This is a genomic window from Streptomyces sp. NPDC101160 (assembly GCF_044768205.1).
Classification (GTDB): Bacteria; Actinomycetota; Actinomycetes; order Streptomycetales; family Streptomycetaceae; genus Streptomyces.
Window position 1 is genome coordinate 1 of record NZ_JBIWPJ010000018.1, and the last position, 1,568, is coordinate 1,568.

At 56.6% G+C, this 1,568-nt stretch carries 1 rRNA gene (running past one end of the window); it reads right to left on the bottom strand.

The window, feature by feature from the left end:
• Window positions 1-32: 32 nt before the first annotated feature.
• Window positions 33-1,568, bottom strand: a 23S ribosomal RNA gene (locus tag ACIRSU_RS36180) (it continues 1,683 nt past the right edge of the window).

Sequence of the window (1,568 nt, forward strand, 5' to 3'; positions counted from 1 at the left end):
CTTCAGAACTAACACAGTGGACGCGAGCAACTGAGGACAAGCCCTCGGCCTATTAGTACCGGTCAGCTCCACCCATTACTGGGCTTCCACATCCGGCCTATCAACCCAGTCGTCTACTGGGAGCCTTACCCTCTCAAGGAGGTGGGAATACTCATCTCGAAGCAGGCTTCCCGCTTAGATGCTTTCAGCGGTTATCCCTCCCGAACGTAGCCAACCAGCCATGCCCTTGGCAGAACAACTGGCACACCAGAGGTTCGTCCGTCCCGGTCCTCTCGTACTAGGGACAGCCCTTCTCAATATTCCTGCGCGCACAGAGGATAGGGACCGAACTGTCTCACGACGTTCTAAACCCAGCTCGCGTACCGCTTTAATGGGCGAACAGCCCAACCCTTGGGACCGACTCCAGCCCCAGGATGCGACGAGCCGACATCGAGGTGCCAAACCATCCCGTCGATATGGACTCTTGGGGAAGATCAGCCTGTTATCCCCGGGGTACCTTTTATCCGTTGAGCGACGGCGCTTCCACAAGCCACCGCCGGATCACTAGTCCCGACTTTCGTCCCTGCTCGACCCGTCGGTCTCACAGTCAAGCTCCCTTGTGCACTTACACTCAACACCTGATTGCCAACCAGGCTGAGGGAACCTTTGGGCGCCTCCGTTACCCTTTGGGAGGCAACCGCCCCAGTTAAACTACCCATCAGACACTGTCCCTGATCCGGATCACGGACCGAGGTTAGACATCCAGCACGACCAGAGTGGTATTTCAACGACGACTCCACAACCACTGGCGTGGCCGCTTCACAGTCTCCCACCTATCCTACACAAGCCGAACCGAACACCAATATCAAACTGTAGTAAAGGTCCCGGGGTCTTTCCGTCCTTCTGCGCGAAACGAGCATCTTTACTCGTAGTGCAATTTCACCGGGCCTATGGTTGAGACAGTCGAGAAGTCGTTACGCCATTCGTGCAGGTCGGAACTTACCCGACAAGGAATTTCGCTACCTTAGGATGGTTATAGTTACCACCGCCGTTTACTGGCGCTTAAGTTCTCAGCTTCGCCCAGACGAATCTGAGCTAACCGGTCCCCTTAACGTTCCAGCACCGGGCAGGCGTCAGTCCGTATACATCGCCTTACGGCTTCGCACGGACCTGTGTTTTTAGTAAACAGTCGCTTCTCGCTGGTCTCTGCGGCCACCCCCAGCTCACGGAGTAAATCCGATCACCAGGCGTGGCCCCCCTTCTCCCGAAGTTACGGGGGCATTTTGCCGAGTTCCTTAACCATAGTTCACCCGAACGCCTCGGTATTCTCTACCTGACCACCTGAGTCGGTTTAGGGTACGGGCCGCCATGAAACTCGCTAGAGGCTTTTCTCGACAGCATAGGATCATCCACTTCACCACAATCGGCTCGGCATCAGGTCTCAGCCTTAACGTGTGACGGATTTGCCTACCACACGGCCTACACCCTTACCCCGGGACAACCACCGCCCGGGCTGGACTACCTTCCTGCGTCACCCCATCGCTTACCTACTACCACCTTGGGTCAGCGGCTCCACCACTCCCCTTCGA